Below are 21,313 nucleotides of genomic sequence, written 5' to 3'. Positions count from 1 at the left end.
CCTGCCGAAGCGTCGTGCGCCGCTCCGGCTGCCGCCCCGAGCTGCGGATGCGCCAGCTCTTGCGGTTGCTCAAGCTGTGGTTGCTCGAGCTGCGGATGTGGCTGCAACACCTGCTGCCACCCGTTGCTCTGCTGCCCGAAGAACCGGATCGATTGGTGCGATCTGTTCGGTGGCGTGCGGACCCTGATGTGCTGCGGTTGCGGTTGCAGCCATGGCTGCGGCTGTGGGTCGAGCTGTGGTTGTGCGTCGAGCTGCGGTTGCGCGGCTGCCGCACCGAGCTGAGCGGCCCCGGCTGCTCCGAGTTGCTCGGCTCCGGCTGCCCCGAGCTGCGGTTGCGCGTCGAGCTGCGGATGCAATAGCTGCTGCCATCATAGCTGCTGCGGCATCCTAGGCATGGGTTGCTGCCATAGCTGCGGCTGCTCCTCGAGCTGTGGTTGTGCGGCTGCCGCCCCAAGCTGCGCGGCCCCGGCTGCTCCGAGCTGTGCGGCCCCCGCCGCCCCGAGCTGCGGTTGTGCGGCTTCGAGCTGCGGATGCGGATGCACGACTTGCCCGGCCCCCACGATCTGCTGCCACTGCATGTTGTTCCCTTGCTGCTGGGCTCACCACGAGCACAAGGATTGCTGCTGCTGCAATCATGGCTGTGGCGGCTGCTCGAGCTGCGGTTGCACGGCCTGCGAAGCGAGCTGCGGTTGCAGTGCTGCCCCGGCCAGCCCGGCTGCCCCGGCCACCCCGGCCCCGGCTCCTCCGGCGCCCCCGGCCCCGAAGTCGGCCGATTCCAGCCCGGTGCCCCCGGCCCCCTTGGCCGACCACTCGGCTGCCCTGATGCACATGGGCGTTCGGACCTATTAAGCCGAACTCCAAGTTCGACAGATTCCAACTCTGCCCGGGACAACGGTCCCGGGCAGAGTTTTTTGTTTCGGGCAAGTGCTTGCCCAGCTTGCCTTGTGACAAACGGGCTGCATTTCTAGAATCGCCTCCTCGAATACTTGCCGTAACTTGTCACCTGTCACTTGCAACTCGCCACCTCCGATGATCGACGTTGCTCAAATCACCGCGCTGCATCGCAATATGGTGCAGATGTGGCATGCCCAAGAGCCCTTCAATCCGTGCCGCGATCTACTCTACGTGATTTGCGAGCAGCACAAGTACAACTTCCTCCTGTGGCATGAAGAAGACATCGCCCGCAGCCCCGAAGTGGGCGACAGCCGGATCGCCGCCGTCAAGCGGGCCATCGACCGGCTGAATCAGCAGCGCAACGACGCCACCGAGCGGATCGACGATCATTTGAAGCGGGCCGTCGAAGTGCGCGGCGTCGTGATCCAGGGCGATGCCCGCTGGAATTCTGAAACGCCGGGGAGCGTGATCGATCGGCTATCGATCCTGGCCCTGCGAATCTACCACATGGAAGAGCAAGCCGAACGGCAGGACGCCGGGGCAGACCACATCGAGCGTTCGCGGCAAAAACTCTCGATCCTCCAGACGCAGCACGAAGATCTGGCGACCGCGCTGGGCGAATTGCTCGCCGACATCTTCGCGGGGCGCAAGCGTTTGAAAGTCTACCGCCAGTTCAAAATGTATAACGACCCGGCGCTGAACCCGCATCTTTACGCCCCACGCAAGGCCGGCTGAGGCAGGTTCGACGGCGTTCGCCTGGGATCGACGCATCTCGCCGATCGCCGCAATCCGGATGTTACCTTCGCACCGCGTCCGCCGGCCCGCGCTGGGCCATCGCGGCTTGTTCCGCCAGCGCGCGGCTGGGCTGGTGGTTCGGATCGAGCGCGAGCGCTTGTTGGATCGCGCCGCCGGCCTCGGCAGGACGCCCGGCTCGCAGATGGGCTTCGGCCAACCGAAAATACAGCTCGGCGGAGGGTCGATCGCGCTGGAGCCCCAAGCGATATGCTTCCACGGCGTCGTCATATCGAGCCAACGCCGCGAAGGCCAGCCCTTGGAGATAAAGGATCTGTTGCGGCTCCTCTCCGGTACCATAGCAATCGCGTAAGGCTTCGAGCACGCCGAGGGCCCGCTCGGGCCGCCCCTGCTGGCGATAGAGTTCCGCGGTGAGCAGCAGCAACCTTTTGTCGTCGTGCTGAAATTCCAGGCCGCGATGAAGATCGGCCAATGCTTCGTCCAATTGCCCCTTGGCTTGAGCGATTTCGCCGCGCAAGGCCCAGGCCGAGGCTAGCCGCGGAGAGAGATCGATGGCGTCGTCGGCCAGCTTCGCGGCCTCGTCCTGCCGGCCGAGATCGAAGCACATTTCACCGACGCGGACGGCCAGATTCGGATCGTCGCCCGAGAACCGCATGGCCTCGCGCATTTGCGCCAGCCCCTCCTCGCGAGCGCCGCGATGCCAAAGGGCCTCGGCATAATGGCGATGCGGCTCGGCGTCGGTGGGGCAGGCTTTGATCGCTTGGGCCAAGAGGGCCTCTCCCTTGTCCCATTCGCCCCGCTCCAGTTCGCTGATCCCGCGCTGCGAAAGGTTCCGGCTAGCGGCCATCTGTTTTGGCACCGGACGCTCGCGACCGATCAATTGGCACCCGCAGCAGAGGAGCAAGCAGGCCGTCACGAAGAGAAACGACGAACGTATGAAGAACGAACCGCGGCGCGCAAATCTCCCTTCTGCAATCTGCATTCTGCATTCTCGATTTTGGGGGGACGAATGATAGCAAGACCGCACCGAAGCAGCAAGATCGTCGATCAATCGGGCCAAATCGCCAAATCGCGGCCCGTGTACGGATGCTGGTCCCGTCGGGTACGATGAGTGGCGAGGAGTTCTCGCCATCCAGGGCAGACAGCAATGCCAGCAGTCTTCGATCGACTCGGTGTTCATTTCCAGTATCCCGAGAATTGGACTCTGGAAGCGGCCAACGAGGCCGACGGGGAGGAGGTGACCGTCTACAGCCCCGGCGGCGCGTTCTGGTCGCTGACGATCCACGAACGCGGCGATCCTGTGGAATTGATGGACATCGTCGTCGATGCGATGCGCGAGGAGTACGACGAACTCGACGCCGAGGCGGTCGAAGACTCGATCGCCGGGCAAGAACTAACCGGTTACGACCTGAACTTCTACTGCCTCGACCTGACGAACACGGCCGAGATCCGTGCCTTCAACCGAGGAGCGAAGACCTACTTGCTCATCTGGCAGGCTGAGGACCGCGACTACGATCTCGTCCGCCCGGTTTTCCGAGCCATCGCGACCAGCCTGATTAAAGGGAAATGACGAGTGTCGAATATGGATAGCGAGACCAGCTTGCTGCGGATTCTCGACGCGGCGGCAAATCGGGCCGGTGAAGGACTGCGGGTCATCGAAGATTACGTTCGCTTCGTCCTCGACGATCGGAATTTGACCGTCGTGGCCAAGCAATTGCGGCACGCGCTGGCGGCCGCGATCGGCCGCATTCCGGCCACCGAGCGCCATGCGGCCCGCGACACGCTCGCCGATGTCGGCGCCGACGTCGGCACGGCGAGCGAAACGAATCGTTCCGATCTGGCTCACGTCGTAGCCGCCAGCTTTCAGCGACTCGAACAAGCGCTGCGGAGCCTCGAGGAATACGCCAAGCTCATCGACCCGGGGATTGCCGGCCAGTTCGAGTCGCTGAGATACGAGACCTACACGCTCGAACGAGCCGTCAATATGACTGCCGAAAGCGTGCGCCGGCTGGCAGACGCGCGGCTTTACGTCGTGATCGATGGCCGCGGTTCGCTTGGAGAGTTCGGCATGTTGGCCGAATCACTCGTTGCCGCGGGCGTAGATATCCTCCAGCTTCGTGACAAGCGGCTGGCCGACCGGGATTTGCTCGAACGAGCGCGGCGGCTTCGTGAAATCACCGCCGGAAGCAATGTCCTGTCGATCATCAACGACCGGCCGGACATCGCCGTGCTTGCTCGGGCCCACGGCGTTCACGTCGGGCAAGACGAATTGAGCGTCAAGGAAGCCCGCTCGATTGTCGGGCCGCGGCTGCTCGTCGGCGTGTCGACCCATTCGCTCGAGCAGGCGCGGCGGGCCGTGCTCGACGGGGCGAACTACATCGGCGTCGGCCCGACGTTTCCTTCAGACACGAAGTGCTTCGAGCATTTCACCGGATTGGAGCTGTTGCGCGATGTGGCGGCCGAGGTCTGTTTGCCGGCATTCGCCATCGGCGGAATCGGCTTGAAGAATGTCTCCGACGTGCTTGCAACCGGCATCGGCCGCGTGGCGATCAGCGGCGCGGTGCTCGCCTCCACCGATCCCGCGAATGCGGCTCGGCAGCTCCGCGAATTATTGCATCGTCCGGAGTCGTAGGGTGCGTCAAGTCGGCGCAGACGCACCGTGGAGTGCTTTGCGGCCCGATCGTCGCGGCGGGGTCTCGGTGCGTCAGCGCGGACTTGACGCACCCTACGACTACGAGATCATTTGCCGGCCGGCGTCGCTGGCGTCTCCAGCAATTCCCCGACTAACTTCTCGATCTGCCGTTCATAACCCTGCCGATATCCAACCCACATGCCGCGGATGACACCCTGGCGATCGAGCACGATCGTGGTCGGATACCCGGCAAAACCGGCAACCATGTCGACGCCGCGCCGGCTGAAGCCGCCGGGGTCCTTGTAGGTCGGCATGTCGATCTTGAAGCTCTGGAGGAAGGCTTCCGTTTCGACAGCGATCTCGTCGAACCGTTCCGCGCTTCGGCCGCCGCAGGAGACTGCCAGCACGCTGAAATCGGGCCGGTCGCGGTATTTTGCTGCCAACGTTGCAATGTGCGGGAATTCTTCGGCACAGGGCGGACACCAGGTTCCCCAGTAGTCGATCAGCGTCACTTTGCCATCGAGATCGGCCAGCGTCACCGCCTTGCCATTGCCGGTGAGCGGCTTCAATTCCAGATGCGGCAGCCGGTGTCCGACCGCCGGATGACGGACCCCCATCTCTTCCCCACCCGACATCTCGAACACGATCCCGACGGCGATTGCAGCAGCAAAGAAGACGAGCCAAGCGGCCAGATTCCCACGCTTGTGGCTCGTTTCCGGTTTCGGGCGATCGGACGGGACGGAATCTGGGTTAGTTGCCACGGTTGATTTCCCTGCAGGAGGATCGCGGAAGCTGCCATTGCCGCACAATATGGTATACGATGAATCGCTGCCCGGCGAACACGAGAACACAAAACAACTCCTGTCTCCTCGGCGAATTCTCGTGCTCCGTGCGTTGGATTCCGTTCACTGAGCTTTCGGTACCGGCCGATGCGATTCGAAGTCGAACAAAAGTTCCCGATATCCGATCTGGCCGAGATCGAGCGTCATCTGACTGAGTTGGGGGCGACGATCGAGGCGCCAGTCGAGCAGGCCGATCTCTATTACGCTCATCCGGTGCGCGACTTCGCCCAGACGGACGAAGCGCTGCGGATTCGCCGCGTCGGCGAGCAGAACTTCATCACGTACAAAGGCTCGAAGATCGATCCGACCACGAAAACTCGCCGCGAAATCGAGCTGCCGTTGGCCTCGGGCGCGGAGGGGGCGGCGACCTGGGCCGAATTGCTCGAAGCGCTCGGGTTCCGGCCGGTGATCGAGGTTCGCAAACGCCGCCGCTCCGCAACGTTCAATTGGCAAGGACAACGTGTGGAAGCGGCCTTGGACGAGGTCGAGCCGCTGGGGAGTTTCGTCGAACTGGAAATTGATGCCGACGAGGCCGAAGTTCAGCACGCCAAGGCTTGCCTCGCGTCGTTGGCCGAGGAGCTTAAGCTCGGCAAAGGCGAACGGCGCAGCTATCTGGAATTGCTGCTCGGCAAAACGAAGCCCCCTTCGGCCGTCGGCTGATTTCCGATTTTCCGCATTTTAGGGCCGGTCTATTGCAATCGGCGTATTGGCATAGGTAAGCTGAAGCCACCGGCAACGTCGCGGCTCGCGGTTATGCCGGTCGTATCCCGCCATCGCATCCCCACCTCAATTTCGCCGTACAAGGAGATAACAACATGAAGACTCGATTTCTGGGCTTCGCGGTTCTGGCAGCGTTGTTGTTGGTTCCCGCGATCCGTGCCGAAGACAAGACCGGCGACAACGTCGGCAAATGCCCCGTCTCTGGCGAGCCTGCCAGCAAAGACCATGCGGTGAATTTCGAAGGAGGCAAGGTTTATCTGTGCTGCGACAAGTGCCCAACGGCTTTTGAGAAGGATCCTGCCAAGTTCGCGGCCAAGGCCCATCTTCAAATGGCGCTGACCGGCCAGTTGGTCGAAACCAAGTGCCCGTTCACCGGCAAGCCGCTGGCCGCCGATAAGACCGTGGACGTGGACGGCGTCAAGGTCGCGTTCTGCTGCGCCAACTGCCAAGCAAAGGCCGCGAAGATGGCGAAGGATGAGCTGGTCAAGAAAATCTTCACCGACGTCTCGAAGAGCTATAAGCTGGCCGATAGCAAGTAAGGCACGTCAGGGCGATTTGGACCCCAGGGTTTGCGTTTTGGGCTACGTTGACCCGAAGCCGCAAGCGATGGAAACGAGCTATTGAAACTCGTGCCAGCGCTCTACGGGCCAATAGATCCAGCGGGCGACCCCGATAATCGCCTTGCGCTTGATGGGACCGTAGAATCGCGAATCCCGGCTGAATTCGGTGTTGTCGCCGAGCACGAGATACTCGTCAGCCCCGAGTTTCATTGCGGAACCAAATGCCTTGGCACTGACGTGCCGTTCGGCGTCGGCTCCCATCTCTTTGATCGTGCGGAAGCCGATTTGTTGCGAGAGCAACAATCGGGACATCGCCAACTTGCACCGCTGCACGCCGATTGCAAGGCGGCATCCGCTGTCCGGCGGTTCTTCGCTTTGGTCTGCGAGAGTCTCGGAGCCGACGTCAATTGAGACCGCAGTCTTGCCGTCCTGGCAGACGTACGCGCGCCCGTCGCGGACTGCGAATGTGATAAGTTGCCCGCGCGATGGTCTCGCGGCGAGTGTTGCATCGGCCTTCAAAGGCTGAGCCGCATGATCCCTTCCATTTGCGGCGACAACGTCGAGACTAACTTTTCCGTCGGCCCCGATGGTCGCCACCGCGCTCTGTTTGTCAAAGTCCCATCGGACGAGCAGCTTGCCATCTCCATCGAAGGAATCAATCGAACAGTCGAGCTTGATATCGCCGGTGAAAAACTGCTGGCGAACTGACGGATATGGGCTGTTGTAGGCGAGTCGATCGACGATGTCTCCCTGCAACTGCAACTCGCCGCCATCGCCATCGGACGCATCGCAACTCCAGGCCGGTCCATTTTGGCGCCACTTGGAATCAGCAGCGGGCTGCCAGTGGGGAGTCTTCGGCGCAACTTGGTGCGCGAAGAAGCGAGTGTCGTGGCTCGTTTGCCAAAGATCGACAGCCGTCGATAGATCGCGCCGAACAATTCTGCCGTCGACGTAAATGTGGCCGCCAGATAGAGCGGCCGTTTCGCGCGGCAATCCTATGAGCCGACTTACAAAAAGCGTTTGCGGTTGATCGGGCGGTCGGAAGACAATCAAACCCCAGCGACGCAGGGCCGCTCTCTTTTCAACGAAGATTCGATCGCCGGAAAGAACCGTTGTCTGAAGAGTAGACGGGTCGGTCGAACCACAATTGGGGCAAATAGCGGATGCAATATTAAACTGCTCCATCGGCCTTCTCCCAACAGCGTAGGAGAACCCGCAATCATTGCAGAGTACGTTGCTATGCGAGCCAAGGATCGTCGGCGCCATCGAGCCGGTCGGCACGACAAAGGTCTCCAGCAGCGATGCCCGAATGGCAAACGCGGGAGCCAATCCAAACGCGCAACTTACGGCGGCTACGACCAGCCACATCAGGACGGCCTTGCCTATCCGCGCTCGGAGAATCCATTTGATGATGCATAGTTGTCCGCCGAGGCCGAGCACCAGCAACGCAATGGCCGGAGCGATCGATGATGATTTCTCTCCGATCCAGGGCTCGGCGGCAAGTATTACGGCGCCCCAGAGGAGTAAAGTGATTGTCGTCGCCATTGCGCGGCGGAAGCTGACGTTCGGCACGTTCCACCAACGGGTACCCAACCACAAGAACAAGGCGACGGCGCCAAGCTGAAGCGCGATCAGCACAGCGAACAGGCCCACGACAAACCACAGCGGCATGATTTCGGCTCTCGAGAGATTTGTCTAGCTGCCGCGGATTCACAAGTCGTCGCGCGACAAGGACTCGAACCTTGGACAAGCGGATTAATTCGCCGCGCATTCTACTAACGGAGCTTTCGATCAAGTCGCTCGCGCCCGACCCCGTAAACATATTAACACTTCAGCGCACTCTTGGCAGAATTGTGGCCGAACTCACCAGAATTCGGACCTGCGGAGCGGCGGAGCGTCGGAATTCTGGCGAATTCCGCTACTCCGTGCGCTGTGGTGTTAAGCGCTTCTAGGCCGCAGTCGCGCTGGGGAATCGAACTGGCGGCGTGAGAATTTCAGCCGGGCGACCGGGCATTTCCCGATCCAGAATTTGGTTGCAGGCCCAGCAGACTTCCTCGACGCTGATCGCCCGCATCGTGTCGTCCGAGGCGTTGCGCCGGCTGCGGCTTGAGCCTTCCAGGCGCGCGTTCTGCAGCGCGATGTGCTTCGCGCCATAAGGGCCATTGCGCTCGGCCGGCATGGGGCCGAACAGGCCGACGCACGGCGTGTCGACCGCTGCCGCGATATGGAGCGGGCCGGTGTCGGCGCTCACGAACAGTTTGGCTCGCCGCGCTAATTCGGCCAATTCGCCGAGTGAGGTCTGCGGGGCCATTTGGGCCGTGCCGGCCGAAGTCGTAATGATCCGATCGGCCATCGCCCATTCCTCTTTTCCACCCCAGGCGACGACCGTAGGCAAATGCCGGCGCTGGCCCAAGTGGCGCGCGACCGCCGCGAACCGTTCGACGGGCCAACGCTTCGATGGCCAACCGGCGCCCGGATTGACGACCGCGAAGCCGCTCCCCAGACCGCGCTCGCGGATGAAACGCGCGACGGTCGCCTCGTCCTCCGCATGTCGCGGCAGGTCGAATCGAACCGACGGTCGAGCGATCCCGAGCGGCCCGAGCAATTCGAGATAGCGATCGACCACGTGAGTCGTCGAGGTCGTAATGAGCCGGTTGTTCAGCACGCGGCTCAGTTCGCGCCCTTCCGGGCGGGCGAAGCCGATTCGCAGGCCAGCCCCGGAAAGCCAGGCGACCATGGCGCTCTTCGTCAGCCCCTGCAAATCGAGGGCGATCTCGGGGCGCACGCGCCGCAACTCGCGCCGCAGCCGCAGCACCGCCAGCGGTTTGCGCAACCAACCGCGCGGCACCGTGATCAACCGGTCGAGCGCCGTGTGGCCGCGGACTACCGCCGCCGCCCGCTCCTCAACCACCCAGGTCAAGCTGGCTCGCGGAAATGAATCCCGAAGCGCGCACAGCACCGGCAAGCCGTGAACGGCATCGCCGACGGCGCTCAATCGCACAATCAATATGTTGGGCGACATGGTCGGAGGTCGTAGGTCGGAGTCCGGAAGACGTTCGTTAGCTTGCGAACCGGAGTCAGCGCAAGTTCGCCCAAGTCGAGCACGAAGCCTGCTGCTCCATGAAATGGGAGGAGCGTATATACTGTTAGCGACGGAGCGCGGCAATGGCAGTCGTGCTGTCACGCGCCGCCGACTTGGCAAGAGGGAGAATATGGCGAGCATTCGTTTTTCCTCCGGTTCGCGCCTTGCATTGCTGATAGCATGTGTCGGCGTTGCATGCTCCATCGCCGCCGCGCCGGCTGAAAACTCAGTTCGGCACGGCCCGCGGAACGACACGGAGGTCGTTCCGTACCAGTCCGCCGCGAGCGCCCCGGAAAAAGCGATTCGGCACGGTGAAGTTCGCTTCGAGCCGGATTCGAAAGAGCAAACTGCGGTGCCCAAGCCGTTTCGCTTGGACGCGGCGGCATTCCAGTTCGAGCGACGGCCACAGAACTCGATTTCGGACGACGTCAGCCTGTCGTTCGTCACGTTTCCCTCGCCGGTGAAAACGAAGTACGAGCCAAACAACACGGTCCATTGCGAATACTATTGCCCGACCACGCCGGGCAAGCATCCGGCCTGCATCGTGCTGCACATCCTGGGGGGCGATTTTCCGCTCTCGCGGACGTTCGCCACGGCACTCGCGCACCGCGGAGTCGCGTCGCTGTTCGTCATCATGCCCTACTACGGACCGAGACGCCCGATCGATGCCAACGTGCGAATGATCTCGGCCGATCCGCGGCAGACGATCGAAGGCATGACGCAGGCGGTGAAGGATATCCGCTATGCGGCCGCGTGGCTCGCCGCGGAGCCGGAAGTCGATCGCGACCAGATCGGCGTGTTCGGGATCAGCCTCGGCGGGATCACGGCGGCTTTGGCGGGAGCGATCGAGCCACGGTTTCACAAGATTTGTCCGGTGCTCGCCGGCGGTGGCATCGCCCTCGTGCTGTGGGAATCGACCGATCCGCACGCCGTCGATGCCCGCCAACGCTGGATTGCCGCCGGGGGGACGCGCGATTCGCTCATGGAGTTGATGAAGACAGTCGATCCAGCGTCGTACGGCGATTGCGTTCGCGGCCGCAAAGTCATGATGCTCAATGCCAGCCACGACGAGATCATCCCCAAGAAATGCACCGAGGCGCTCTGGCAAGCGTTCGGCCGCCCGGAAATTCATTGGTACGACGCCGGGCATTATTCAGCGATCTGGCATCTGGTGGACGCCATCGGTCGCGTCACCGATTTCTTTCAGGCGGACGCGGCGAGCGGCAAGTGACGAGCGGTAGGGTGCGTCAAGGCTCTGCGCAGACGCACCGCGAGCAGTGTGAAGCCGGCCACTGCGGCGAGGTCCGGTGCGTCAGCGCTTCGCTCGACTCACCCTACCGGCCGCATTCTGGATTTGAATTCGCGCAGCCGAGAGATCGCCCCGGCTGACGGCATCCAGCGCGGCGCGAACCTGCTCGACTTGAAGCGGTGTGAAGGGGACCGCATCGCCGGGTTGCGGCTCATGGCTCACGACGCGGCGAACGAGCGTCGCCGCGAGATCGTCGATCCCGCAGTTCGTGACGGCGCTCGTCAAGAGGGGCGGCGCCCCGCATCCGCCAAATTGTCCCCGCGCCGGTTCGGTATCGGGCAGGAGATCGACCTTATTGAGGACGACGATCGCCGCCGGGTAGTCCTGAATCAAGGATTCACACTCGTCCGTCCAGCGCTCGGTGACGTCGAAGATGAGCACGACGCAATCCGCCGCCGCCAGTTGCCGTCGGGCAAGTTCCACGCCGGCGCTCTCGAGCGCGTCGTCGCTTGCCCGCAGGCCGGCCGTGTCGGAAAGCTCGATCGGCCAGCCGTCGATCGCGGTGGCCACGGTCACGACGTCGCGCGTGGTGCCCGGCTGATCGAAAACGATCGAGCGCCGATAGCCGACGAGCGCATTGATCAGGCTACTTTTGCCGACGTTCGGCGGTCCCGCGATCGCGACGCGCCAAGGCTCGACAAGGTGCAATCCAACGGACGAATGTGCGACGAGCGCTTGCAAGCCGGTCTGCGCGGCATTGGCATCGTCCGCTTCGAGATAGCCGTCGATTCTGGCGAGCGCCGCGTCGAGCGCGCCAAGGTATTGATCGAGTAGAATCGCGGCGGTCCGTTCGGTGCGGACGTTGGCGAGCAGAGCGCGAGCGTCAGCCCGAATCCGGCTCGATTCGCGTGAGCCAATCCACTCGCGCCAATCCATGAGGGCGCAGCCATTGGCGGCTAGATCCGCCACGATTCGCTCGGCCGCCGCGCTGCCGCCATGGCATTGAATCTCCACCTCGGTCGCGCTGCGGCGGCAAACGACGACATCTTCGCCACCGCAACTGCCCCAATGTCCGTGCAGGATTCGATTCAGCGGTCGAGAACCAAGTGGCTCGGGGGAATGGCCGAAGAAATGCCTGCCGACCAGCTCAGCCGCCTCGCCCCCTTCGACGAGCAACACCGCCACCGCCCCTCGTCCGTCGGGCGTGAGTTTCACAACGGTCGCTCTCGGTTCGTCGATCACCGGGCGCCTCGTTTCAGGGCCGCGCCATCGCGATGCCGCTCAACACCAAATGCGGCTCGTAGCGGGCCTCAAGCCCCAGCGGCCGGGCGAGGTGCGCCGCGGCGCCCCCCGTGAAAAACAATTCCGGCGGCTGCGGAAGCCCCACCGCCAATCGGCTGGTCAGTTCTCGCACCGCGCCAATGCCGCCCCAAAACAGGCCGCTGCGAATTGCGGTCACCGTCGAAATCCCGAGTGCCGCAGGCGGCTCCGCCAGGTCGCTGAGCGATACGAGCGGGAGCAAGTCCGTGAATTCGTGTAGCGCTCTGGCCGACATGTCGATCCCCGGCAGTATCGCTCCACCGCGAAAGACGCCGTCCGCCCCGATGAGATCGACGGTGATGGCGCTGCCCGTATCGACCACAATCGCGGGGCGATTCCGCGTTCGCAAGCGATTCACGGCCACTGCCGCGGAGAGACGATCGACACCGACCCGCTCGGGGTGCTCCAATTGCACGGCCAGCGGCAAATCGGCGACCGTCAACAACCGCGCGGCCGGCGGAGTTCCCGCCGGAGTGCGACATTCGCGCTCGATCCATACCAACAGCTTCGCCGCCGCTGGGCGATTCACGCTGGCAACTCGCCACTCGGGCCAATCCAGTGCCGCGGGAAGCCATGCCGCTAACTGCGTCCCTTCCCAGCGATCGACCGGCAGATCGAGAACGCGGCTCGGCAGCGGCACTCGATCGGGATCGACCGCCTGGTCGAACAGCCCCAGCTTGATGCGGCTATTGCCGATATCGATCGCGATCAATGGCGCAGCCATTTCAAGTACGAAGTACAAAGTGCGAAGTACGAGATTCGCGGGCGCTCACCTTGGCACCTCTCGCGCGTCCAACTCCCGTGTGATCTCCCACAGCAGCTTATCCAGCCCTTCTCCCGTCACGGCGCTGATCGCGAGCACGTCGCGACCGAGGGCTTCATTCAAGCGGCGATGGGCCGCTTCGGCGCCCGGCAGCTCGCACTTCGTGAGCACGACGATCTCCGGACGCGTGCCAAGCTCCTCGGCGTGTTGCACGAGTTCATGGCGAATCACTTGATAATTCGCGACCAAATCGCTGCCGTCGCTCGGCATCGGTTCGACGAGGTGGACGAGTATCCCTGCCCGCTCGATGTGGCGCAGGAATTCGTGCCCCAGCCCAATCCCGGCATGCGCGCCCTCGATCAAGCCGGGCAGATCGGCCATCACAAACGAGCGATCGACGCTGAGATCGACCAGGCCGAGGTTCGGATATTTGGTGGTGAACGGATAATCGGCAATCTCAGGCCGGGCGCGGGAGAGCCGGCTTAAGAGCGTGCTCTTGCCGGCGTTCGGCTTGCCGACCAGACCGACGTCGGCGATCACCTTTAGCTCGAGCAGCAGGTTGCGCGATTCTCCTTCGCCGCCGGGCGTGTGCTCGCGCGGAGCACGGTTCGTGGCCGACTTGAAATGCACGTTTCCCTTGCCGCCCCGGCCGCCGCGGGCGACGATCACTTGCTCGCCGGGACGCGTAAGGTCCTTGAGCATGAAATTGCCGTCGGCGTCGTGCAGCACCGTCCCCGGCGGAACGTGAATCACGAGGTCTTCGGCGCTGCGGCCGTGGCAATCGCTGCCGGTGCCGGGACCGCCGGACTCGGCCCGCCAATGCTTGCGATGAGCGAGCGCCGCGAGGCTATCCACGCCGGCCTCGGCCACGATCACGACGCTGCCGCCATCGCCGCCGTCGCCGCCGTCAGGTCCGCCGCGCGGAACGAACTTCTCGCGGCGAAAGCTGACGCAGCCGTTGCCTCCCTTGCCGGCCGTCACGAAGATCTTCACCCGATCGACAAACATGCGCGCATCGCTTTACCCGGAGCCAGCGGCGACGGGCAATTCCGACCAGTCGCCGTCGCCGTTGGCTCCGGGTTACAACGACGGATATGAAACCGAGGCTTTGCGCCGGTTTTAAACTATGCCGGTTTCAATCTGCGCCGGTTTCAAACTGCGGCCGTGACCACGTTCACTCGCCGGCCTTCGCGGTCGAACATCACGACGCCGTCGAGCAAGGCGTAGAGCGTAAAATCAGTTCCTTGGCCGACTCCGCGGCCCGGATGAAATCGATTGCCGACCTGCCGGACGAGAATATTGCCGGCTCGCACTTGTTGACCGGCGAATCGCTTCACGCCGCGCCGCTGCGGTTGCGAATCGCGGCCATTGCGGCTGGAACCCTGGCCCTTCTTGTGTGCCATCAGTGCTACTCCGTCAGGCCGAACGACATCGGCGGGAAAGATCAAGTCAACTGGGGAACCGCCCCTTTTAGCGGAAAACCCAGCGGTAGTCAACAATCTTATCCCAATTCCGCCCGGGCTGCGAGGGGACTTCTTTGCCTGTGGCGACTCGGTCCGGGTTGTCCGGGTCGGCAACTTTGGCCACCTTATCCTCGGGCGATCCCATGTAGATTTGATCCTCATAGATGGCGAATTCATCACCCGGCCGCCAGAAATTCAATTGGAGCGTCTTGTGGGTGAACTGGCGACCGGTGGCGGGCGGATCGCCGGCCTTGAATACCCCCTGCGGATCGGTCCAGCGATAGGCGTTCGTGAGTCCCGTGACATAAATCGAGAAGAAGTCGATCCGCTGATCGACGCCGACCCAAGTGGCCACACCCCAGACGCTGTTGTCTTCCGTCGCGGTGCTGAGTTTGATCGGCTGAGCACCGATTTCGACTGAATTCAGCAGCCGGCGGTTGGGGTCTTCGCGCTTGCGAATCGCCTCGACGGCCAGCGGCATGATCTTGTCGAGATAGACTTTCTTCACCCCCTCGATTTCCGCTTCGAGCGTGAACTTGGGAAAGAAATGGATTCCGCCGGGCAGGCCGGGGTCGTCGACCGCCTCGACCTCCGGCGCGGCGGGAAGCGCGCCTTCGTCAGCCGCCTTTTCGATCGGCTTGAGATGGCCGCCGACGTTGCTTACCCGGTAGACCATATACCAAACAGTCTTCCGCTCGAGCCGCCCCTGATCGTTAGGCAAATCGACTTGAATCACTCGGAGCGGCTTGAAAGTGAATTGCAGATACCAGGCGGTCGTGCGAAAGGCCCGATTGGTGGACAGGGCTTTCAGCGTCTTCGACGGCGACGTGTGCGACGGCGTCCACTCCGCATCGGCCGCAGCGCTGGGCGCCAGCAATTCGACCACATCGTGATACATGACGGTGTCGTGCGGATCGGTGAGCGGAGGGATCGTCGATTCGACCCCCGGAGCAAGCTTTCTAAACCCGGCCGGCGGACCCATTCCGCGCCGCGCGCCCCCCGGCGCCTGAGCCATCGCCACGGCGGCCTCGCAGGCAATCATCCCCAGGGCCAAAAGGCAAACTACTGCACCGCGAAATCGAACACGACACATTAGAAGCCTCTCTCTGCAGCACTCAAACAAAATGAGACAAGAACGGGCAAATTGGCATGAACAGATCGACCCCGACCAGCGCCGCCCGCGGATAGTTTCAGTATAGGTACGATTCGATCCGAGGGTCAAGTTTCCGGTGAAATCGGTATCGGGTCAGTCTGAAATCAGGTATTCCTAGGCGGTTGTTGGCTGGCGCGGAATTCCTGCCAACTCTCGAAGGCACGTGCCTGGTCAATGTCGCTTCCTCGCTTAGCCGCGAATGCCGCCGCATCTGAACGTGTCATCATTATGCGTGGCGCTTTGTCGCGGACCGCCAGTACCTCATCGCGCGAGAGGGGCGCCCCCTTGTTCCTCTCGGTGATAGCCAAGAGAACAGCGAGCATGGGCATGAATACGGGAGTGGAGCGTTCTTCGTCCATGCCCCCATCATACCCGACCGCTCGTGCAAGTCCGAAACTGCTCCGCCGTCTGCGGCCGGAGCAATAAACGGGATTAAATGGATTGCGCCAAGTATACGGGGTCATCGAGCTGTCAGGTATGCGGCTTCACGGTCTCGCGCAACTTGCGCGGCAATTCGCCGCTGACAAGCGCCTCCTCGAACTGCTCGACGTCGCTGTAAAGGATATGGCTCAGAAACTTCACGGCCCAGTTGTGCTTGAGCGGACTGATGGTCACTACCGTTCGGCCATGCTCGTAAGCTTCCCACATCTCGATCGCGGTTCCCATCGAGGCCTCGGGCACAAACGCCAATACGACATCCACTTCGCGGCACAGTCGATTGTGATGCCAGAAGACCTCGCGCCCCTTCCGCTCGTCGTAATCGAGCGAATTGGCATGATCGGCCAGCGGATCGTAAATCTCGGCGTCCGGAAAATGCTCGGCCAGCAGTCGCTTGAGCCGCGCGCGGTAATCCTGATTGTGCAGCACAAAGCCGAGGTGCGATCCCTGCATGATGCCGGCGAGGAAGAACCGCATGAGCCGCCTTGACACTTGAGTTGAATTCGCGCGGATTCCGATTCAAAGAGCAATAGTCGTAGGGTGCGTCAAGGCTCTGCGCAGACGCACCGCCAGATTGAATGAGGCGCTAACGCCCAATCCGGTGCGTCAGCGCGGACTTGACGCACCCTACCCCATTAGCCATTCATCATTCGACATTCGTCATTCGCCACGATAGGATATGCCATCGAGCGCGGCAAGTTGACCGCCGCGCTCGATGACCGCCATGAATCGCAAACGATCCGGTTCGACCGCCGCCAATCTTCCGAACGATGCATCATCGTGCGCCCCCGAGCCCGACCTAGACGAGGCGCTGCGGCTGGTGATGCAGTTGATGGCGATCCCCGGACTGAGCGGTGAAGAAGGCTGCGTGGCGGCGTTCATCACCGAGCGGCTCCGCGAAGCCGGCGCGCCGGCCTCCGCCATTCGCACCGATCGAGCCCATCGCCGAACGCCGTTGGCGGGCGATACGGGCAATCTGATCCTGCGATTGCCCGGCACAGATCGCGCGCCGCGGCGGCTCCTTATGGCCCACATGGATACGGTGCCGATCTGCCGCGGCGCGAAGCCAAAGCTCGAAGGCGATTTCGTGTGCTCGGCAGACCCGAAGACGGGGCTGGGGGCCGATGATCGAGCCGGCGTGGCCGTAATACTCTCCGCCGCGCTGACTATCCTGCTCCGCAAGCTGCCGCATCCACCGCTCACGTTCTTCTGGCCGATTCAAGAGGAAATCGGCTTATATGGCGCACGGTATGCAGACCTGGGCCTGCTCGGCGACCCGACGCTGGCCTTCAATTGGGACGGCGGCAGCTTGGACCGAGTGACCGTGGGCGCTACGGGAGGATATCGGATGCAGATCGACATCGAGGGATTAGCCAGCCACGCCGGCGTTTGTCCCGAGCAGGGAGTCAGCGCGATCGCCATCGCGGGGTTGGCGATCGCCGATCTCCAGCGTGAGGGCTGGCACGCCGAGGTGCGAAAGGGCCGCCGCCGCGGCACCAGCAACATCGGCGCGATCGCCGGCGGCGAGGCGACCAACGTCGTGACCGACCACGTGCGGTTGAAGGCCGAAGCCCGCAGCCACGATCCGGCCTTTCGCGGGCGGATCGTCAAGGCATTTGAACGGGCGTTCGAGCGGGCCGCGCGGCAGGTGAAGAGTTCGCTAGGGCGGCGGGGGAAGGTAGCCTTCGACGGACGTTTGGATTACGAAGCATTTCGGCTTAACGATGGCGAGCCGTGCGTTGCCGCCGCGGAAAGGGCGCTGCGCTCGATCGGCGTCGAGCCGATTCAAGCCGTCAGCAACGGCGGACTGGATGCCAACTGGATGACGGCCCGCGGAATTCCGACGGTCACGCTCGGCTGCGGACAGATGAACGCGCATACAATTTCCGAGCGGCTAGATGTTCGCTCATTTCAAGGCGCTTGCCGCGTGGCGCTGCGACTGGCGACGGCGACTGAAGGTTAGCGGTCAATGGAACTCGACGACGAACTCTGTCTCTGCTTCCACGTCACCAAGCGGAAGGTGATCAATTATCTGCGCGTGGAAAAGCCGCGCCGCGTCGGGCAGTTGAGCGAATGCTTCGGAGCGGGCACGGGCTGCGGTTGGTGCCGGCCCTATTTGCAGCGGCTCTTCGACGCCGCGGTCGCCGGGGGCGAGATCGACCCGCAATTGCCCACGGCCGCCGATTACGCGCGGGGACGAACGGGCTACGTCCGCTCCGGCGGCGGCATGCCCCCACCAGGAGCGACGCCGATCGATGAAGCGCCTGATCCTGGCCGCTAGCGGCTGGATCAAAGATTGGCGGTCAGGACACCGATGTCGATTCTGAAATAATCGGCCAGCTTGGTCATCGTCTCACCGCCCCGGATCAAACTCCGGTCGCACAAAGCAGTACGCCGAGTATTTCAATTCGCTCCAGGCCAGCGGCGGAATGGGTTGACCGGGGAACAATGGCCGCCGCACTTCAGTGAACTTTACGCGCACACGAATCGCCGAGCGGCCTTCCGTCAGTGCTCGCGGGACGAGGAATTCGTCGTCGCGGAATCGCCGGTTGGAGGTCTGAACATGGTGCTCGGCCGGCCCGAGTTCATCCTTCGGCGCTGAATAAACGCACGTGTTCGAGCCCGCCAGATACCACACTCCTGCTGGCTTCCAATCCGCCGCCGACGACGCGGCGGATTGCGACGCATCGGCGACGAACACCTCAGCGCGCTGGTTCGGAAATGCATAGTCCAGTTTCCGCCGCAGCAGAACGCCGAGATTGTCGCGCCGCAGGTGCAAAGTAAATTGCGACGTGCCGGTCGTGTGCCGCCCCGAGTCGGTCTCGGCGGGATAGACCTCCAGCTTGCCGATGTGGTCCACTCCCCATTCATAACGCGAAGTGATCTGCCCAGGCGGGCTGGCGTCCGGCGATACGTAGTGGTGCGCTCGTTCGCTCTCGGCGTCAGCCAACTTCAATTCATCGGTCAACACCAGCGAGGCCGCTGGAATCCCATACCAGTAGGCGACCGTCTCGTAGTGCTCCTTCGATTCGTCCGTGCCCCCGTGCTCGAATTGGATGCGGGCATTCTTGCCGAACGGCATCAGATCGGCTAACAGGAACCGATAGGCCGATTCGACCGCGTCGTCCGCCGATTTGGCCTTGCCCTGCTGCGCTCCGACGGGATGGCCGGCCAGCGGCAGGCTCATCGTCAGCCCGCCCCAATAATCGCCGCCGCCGCCCCATTCCTCGGTGCCCGTGCCTTGGGCTTGCGGAGTGTTGCTATCGTCGAAGAAGAATCGCGGGTCGCCTTCGAGCGTGCGGAGTTCGGCGTTGTGCGAAAAGATGAAGCTCGTGCCGATGAACTGTCCCGACCAATCCCCGCCTCCTTCGACTTTCGCGGTGTCGAGCAGCACCAAATCCTTGCCGAGTTCAGGTTGCGGGTGGTCGCGGTACGTGGCGTGGAAATATCCAACCTGGTTCGGCGCGGCCTTCAGCGGCGTCCAACGAACCGCCCAGCGCACTTCGTCAATCGCTTCGCCCGAATTGACCAACTCAATCCGGGCGGAGCGGAAAAACGGCATTGGGAAATAGCACGCCAGGTGAACTCGTTGGTCATCGAACCGAATCGTCACCGGAAACGCTTTGACCAAATACTCTCGCCCGTCACGGTTGTAAAGCGTTCCGGCTCCGAAGAACAGCGGCAGCGGCGCATCGACCGAAGCTGCCTTCCGGCCATCCCAAGTGATCCGCAGCCGCACATTGGATAGTTCCATCGCCGACTCGCGGGGAACGGAAATCTCGATCGCTCGCAACAGGGCCGGGGCTTGATCAAGTTTTGCCAACTCAGTCGTCGCGCCGGCCGGCAACAATCGCTCATCCGAGCGTTCGTGAATTCCCATCCGTCGTCCTTCAACCGAGTCGGCGCGCGGTACAAGGTCCTGCCCGGATCGATTGAGCAGATCCAACACGTCCTGATCGGGCCGCTCGGCGCCGGTCCATGCCTGGACCGGCCGCGAGAGCCTCGTTCCCGGCACGATCTGGTGGTAAATGAAATATCCGGTGCCGTAATGAGTGCGGCCGTAAGCCATCCGGAACGATCGCTCGAATCCGATCGGCACCCAGCTCAGATCCGCTCCCTTAGTCGCCGACCAGGTCACGGCCAAGGGCGACGGAAACGCCTGCTCCGGAATGAACACCGAATTCGCGCGCGGATGGCGCGGATCGGCCGTCGCGGACTCTTGCACCACATGATCTGTGCCATCCACGACATAATGCCACGGGCTGCCGTGCCAATGGTTGTATCGGACGAAATACAAGATTCCCGGCCCTTCAACATCGAGCGGCACACTCAAATCATCGTCCGTCTGAAACAGAAAATGGCTGGCATCCGCCGAGTCATTTCCCCCGGCCCGATCATACGTGCTCCGCATATACGCCCGCACCCCAATCCGCTGATCCGCCCAATGGTCCCACATCCGATAAGCGTCCACGCCGACAGGAACCGCCGGCGGCTCGGAGGTCGCGGCCGATGCATGACTCGCGAACAAGAACGCGGCAACCGAACAGATAAGTACGGTCCACCCAACATGATTTACGATGATTGGCATCGGCAAATCGCAGGTATCACCATCAACCGGGATCTTACTTCCTGCTCAGGTACTCCGGCAGGCGCCTGACGGTTCCTTGGCGATCGACGCAAGCGACGATGCTGCGGCCGGTGGCCAGCAGTTCCGTGCCGCGGAAGAGTTGATAATCGTGCTCGATCCGCGCACCGCGAGCCGAGAGAACGGTCGTGCGGAGCGTGAGCAGGTCATCGTAGTTCGCGGGCCGCAGATAGCGGCAGGTTATTTCCGAGACGACCAGGAACAGACCCTGCTCCTCGACTTGGCGATAGTTGAGCCCTGCCGCGCGAAGCAGTTCGGTGCGCCCCAGCTCGAAGTAGGTGAGATAATTCGCGTGGTGCAAGCGGCCCATCGCGTCGGTCTCTTGATACCGGACGCGAATCTGCAAATCGTGTTGCGTCAGCATGTAAACAAGTGCGAAGTACGAAGTACCAAGTACGAAAGAAGAACGCCGCGGACTGCCAGGAGTGTTGTCCCTTTTCGTACTTTGTCCTTCGCACTTCGTACTTATTTCAGATCGACCGACCAGTAGGCGCTATCGAGAAACGTCTTCCAGCTTTCGTATTTGGGATTCCCCAGCTTGACCGCCAAGAGCGGGCTGCGCTTCGGCTTGACCGGCGGGCGAACCAGCTTGAGATGGGCTTCGTGCGGCGTGCGGCCCCCTTTCTTCACGTTGCACGAGACGCAGGCGCAAACGATATTCTCCCAGCAGGTGTCGCCGCCGCGGCTCCTCGGCACGACGTGGTCCAGGCTCAATTCGCTCGTCGGAAAATGGCGGCCGCAGTATTGGCACTGATTGCCGTCGCGGGCGAAGATGTTGCGGCGGTTGAATCGCAGCGTC

General features: G+C 62.6%; 24 protein-coding genes. 9 read left to right on the top strand and 15 right to left on the bottom strand.

The window, feature by feature from the left end:
- Window positions 1-359, top strand: a 359-nt coding sequence (locus VGY55_01925; GenBank protein HEV2968715.1) for a hypothetical protein, incomplete at its 5' end; no start/stop codon positions are given.
- Window positions 360-368: 9 nt separating this feature from the next.
- Here VGY55_01925 and VGY55_01920 read toward each other — a convergent pair.
- Complete coding sequence (locus VGY55_01920; GenBank protein ID HEV2968714.1) at window positions 369-578, bottom strand: hypothetical protein; 210 nt, start codon at window positions 576-578, stop codon at window positions 369-371.
- Window positions 579-632: 54 nt separating this feature from the next.
- Window positions 633-830, bottom strand: a complete 198-nt coding sequence (locus VGY55_01915; GenBank protein HEV2968713.1) for a hypothetical protein — start codon at window positions 828-830, stop codon at window positions 633-635.
- 199 nt (window positions 831-1,029) lie between these two features.
- Between VGY55_01915 and VGY55_01910 the strand changes: the two genes are divergently transcribed.
- Window positions 1,030-1,629 carry a DUF4254 domain-containing protein gene (locus VGY55_01910; GenBank protein ID HEV2968712.1) on the top strand — a complete coding sequence of 200 codons (600 nt, stop codon included), beginning with the start codon at window positions 1,030-1,032 and terminating at the stop codon, window positions 1,627-1,629.
- Window positions 1,630-1,690: 61 nt separating this feature from the next.
- Here the strand turns inward: VGY55_01910 and VGY55_01905 are convergent, their stop codons facing one another.
- Window positions 1,691-2,629 (bottom strand): tetratricopeptide repeat protein, encoded by a 939-nt coding sequence (locus VGY55_01905; protein ID HEV2968711.1) that lies wholly within the window; start codon window positions 2,627-2,629, stop codon window positions 1,691-1,693.
- 165 nt (window positions 2,630-2,794) lie between these two features.
- On the opposite strand from VGY55_01905, the gene VGY55_01900 reads away from it, so the two are divergent.
- Together VGY55_01900 and VGY55_01895 are read left to right on the top strand one after the other, a co-directional pair.
- On the top strand, window positions 2,795-3,217 hold the full coding sequence (locus tag VGY55_01900) for a hypothetical protein (protein ID HEV2968710.1): 423 nt from the start codon (window positions 2,795-2,797) through the stop codon (window positions 3,215-3,217).
- A 12-nt stretch (window positions 3,218-3,229) separates the two neighbouring features.
- Window positions 3,230-4,279, top strand: coding sequence for a thiamine phosphate synthase (locus VGY55_01895; protein ID HEV2968709.1), 1,050 nt, complete (start codon window positions 3,230-3,232; stop codon window positions 4,277-4,279).
- A gap of 107 nt (window positions 4,280-4,386) precedes the next feature.
- Here the strand turns inward: VGY55_01895 and VGY55_01890 are convergent, their stop codons facing one another.
- Entirely contained in the window at window positions 4,387-5,040 is a 654-nt protein-coding gene (locus VGY55_01890; protein HEV2968708.1) for a TlpA family protein disulfide reductase, read from the bottom strand.
- A gap of 168 nt (window positions 5,041-5,208) precedes the next feature.
- Here VGY55_01890 and cyaB point away from each other — a divergent pair, with 168 nt between their 5' ends.
- Together cyaB and VGY55_01880 are read left to right on the top strand one after the other, a co-directional pair.
- The gene (gene cyaB / locus VGY55_01885) at window positions 5,209-5,781 is read left to right on the top strand and encodes a class IV adenylate cyclase (GenBank protein HEV2968707.1); all 573 of its coding nucleotides are present in this window, start codon (window positions 5,209-5,211) and stop codon (window positions 5,779-5,781) included.
- Window positions 5,782-5,936: 155 nt separating this feature from the next.
- A complete protein-coding gene (locus VGY55_01880; protein HEV2968706.1) occupies window positions 5,937-6,380 on the top strand; it encodes a hypothetical protein in 444 nt (147 codons plus the stop codon).
- Window positions 6,381-6,458: 78 nt separating this feature from the next.
- Here VGY55_01880 and VGY55_01875 read toward each other — a convergent pair whose 3' ends face one another.
- Entirely contained in the window at window positions 6,459-8,072 is a 1,614-nt protein-coding gene (locus VGY55_01875; protein ID HEV2968705.1) for a S26 family signal peptidase, read from the bottom strand.
- A 277-nt stretch (window positions 8,073-8,349) separates the two neighbouring features.
- Window positions 8,350-9,423 carry a glycosyltransferase family 9 protein gene (locus tag VGY55_01870; GenBank protein ID HEV2968704.1) on the bottom strand — a complete coding sequence of 358 codons (1,074 nt, stop codon included), beginning with the start codon at window positions 9,421-9,423 and terminating at the stop codon, window positions 8,350-8,352.
- 412 nt (window positions 9,424-9,835) lie between these two features.
- Between VGY55_01870 and VGY55_01865 the strand changes: the two genes are divergently transcribed.
- Entirely contained in the window at window positions 9,836-10,714 is an 879-nt protein-coding gene (locus VGY55_01865) for an alpha/beta hydrolase family protein (protein HEV2968703.1), read from the top strand.
- A gap of 81 nt (window positions 10,715-10,795) precedes the next feature.
- On the opposite strand, the gene VGY55_01860 is transcribed toward VGY55_01865, so the two are convergent.
- From VGY55_01860 to VGY55_01835, 6 genes are all read right to left on the bottom strand, one after another.
- Entirely contained in the window at window positions 10,796-11,974 is a 1,179-nt protein-coding gene (locus VGY55_01860; protein HEV2968702.1) for a GTPase, read from the bottom strand.
- 13 nt (window positions 11,975-11,987) lie between these two features.
- Window positions 11,988-12,776 (bottom strand): type III pantothenate kinase, encoded by a 789-nt coding sequence (locus VGY55_01855; protein ID HEV2968701.1) that lies wholly within the window; start codon window positions 12,774-12,776, stop codon window positions 11,988-11,990.
- A 45-nt stretch (window positions 12,777-12,821) separates the two neighbouring features.
- Window positions 12,822-13,823: a GTPase ObgE gene (gene obgE / locus VGY55_01850; GenBank protein ID HEV2968700.1), complete on the bottom strand. Its 1,002-nt coding sequence runs from the start codon at window positions 13,821-13,823 to the stop codon at window positions 12,822-12,824.
- A 143-nt stretch (window positions 13,824-13,966) separates the two neighbouring features.
- Complete coding sequence (gene rpmA / locus VGY55_01845) at window positions 13,967-14,218, bottom strand: 50S ribosomal protein L27 (GenBank protein HEV2968699.1); 252 nt, start codon at window positions 14,216-14,218, stop codon at window positions 13,967-13,969.
- Between the two features lie 67 nt (window positions 14,219-14,285).
- Complete coding sequence (locus tag VGY55_01840) at window positions 14,286-15,371, bottom strand: hypothetical protein (protein HEV2968698.1); 1,086 nt, start codon at window positions 15,369-15,371, stop codon at window positions 14,286-14,288.
- A 531-nt stretch (window positions 15,372-15,902) separates the two neighbouring features.
- Window positions 15,903-16,346 carry a hypothetical protein gene (locus VGY55_01835; protein ID HEV2968697.1) on the bottom strand — a complete coding sequence of 148 codons (444 nt, stop codon included), beginning with the start codon at window positions 16,344-16,346 and terminating at the stop codon, window positions 15,903-15,905.
- A gap of 247 nt (window positions 16,347-16,593) precedes the next feature.
- Between VGY55_01835 and VGY55_01830 the strand changes: the two genes are divergently transcribed.
- Window positions 16,594-17,832, top strand: a complete 1,239-nt coding sequence (locus VGY55_01830) for a M20/M25/M40 family metallo-hydrolase (protein ID HEV2968696.1) — start codon at window positions 16,594-16,596, stop codon at window positions 17,830-17,832.
- A gap of 6 nt (window positions 17,833-17,838) precedes the next feature.
- Window positions 17,839-18,150, top strand: a complete 312-nt coding sequence (locus VGY55_01825; GenBank protein ID HEV2968695.1) for a (2Fe-2S)-binding protein — start codon at window positions 17,839-17,841, stop codon at window positions 18,148-18,150.
- A 72-nt stretch (window positions 18,151-18,222) separates the two neighbouring features.
- Here VGY55_01825 and VGY55_01820 read toward each other — a convergent pair whose 3' ends face one another.
- The 3 genes from VGY55_01820 to VGY55_01810 all read right to left on the bottom strand — a co-directional run.
- A complete protein-coding gene (locus tag VGY55_01820) occupies window positions 18,223-20,457 on the bottom strand; it encodes a DUF2961 domain-containing protein (GenBank protein ID HEV2968694.1) in 2,235 nt (744 codons plus the stop codon).
- 34 nt (window positions 20,458-20,491) lie between these two features.
- Entirely contained in the window at window positions 20,492-20,878 is a 387-nt protein-coding gene (locus VGY55_01815) for a thioesterase family protein (protein HEV2968693.1), read from the bottom strand.
- 101 nt (window positions 20,879-20,979) lie between these two features.
- Window positions 20,980-21,313: HNH endonuclease (locus VGY55_01810; protein HEV2968692.1), on the bottom strand; the 334-nt coding region annotated here is incomplete at its 5' end.

This window comes from Pirellulales bacterium, from assembly GCA_035939775.1.
Taxonomy (GTDB): Bacteria; Planctomycetota; Planctomycetia; order Pirellulales; family DATAWG01; genus DASZFO01.
Note: the sequence above shows the minus strand (reverse complement) of the source record. Positions and strands in the feature narration are given on the sequence as shown.